Genomic DNA, 230 nt, shown 5'->3' on the forward strand with positions numbered 1-230 from the left:
AACAAACCAAAGCTGGCCCCCGGAGCGTGGTACGAGGCCCCGGAAAGCGTGCTGATCATGCAAAGCGGCAAGGGGGTCGTGGCCAGCCCGATGGAAGATTTGCGGATGACCACCACCCTGGGGTATATCCTCACACCGAGGCTGCCCGTTGCTGCAGGGTTGATGTATTCCCAGGGCCAGGACCTGGTGAATGGGGGAAATTATAAGCAGAACTGGACAATTCGCTGCCA

Annotated in this window: 1 pseudogene; it reads left to right on the top strand. The window is 58.7% G+C overall.

Annotation, left to right across the window (positions count from 1 at the left end):
* A pseudogene (locus ACRHNM_RS18480) lies at window positions 1-230 on the top strand (DUF2490 domain-containing protein); the annotation flags it as partial.

This window comes from Psychroserpens mesophilus, assembly GCF_050617655.1.
GTDB lineage: Bacteria > Bacteroidota > Bacteroidia > Flavobacteriales > Flavobacteriaceae > Psychroserpens > Psychroserpens mesophilus_A.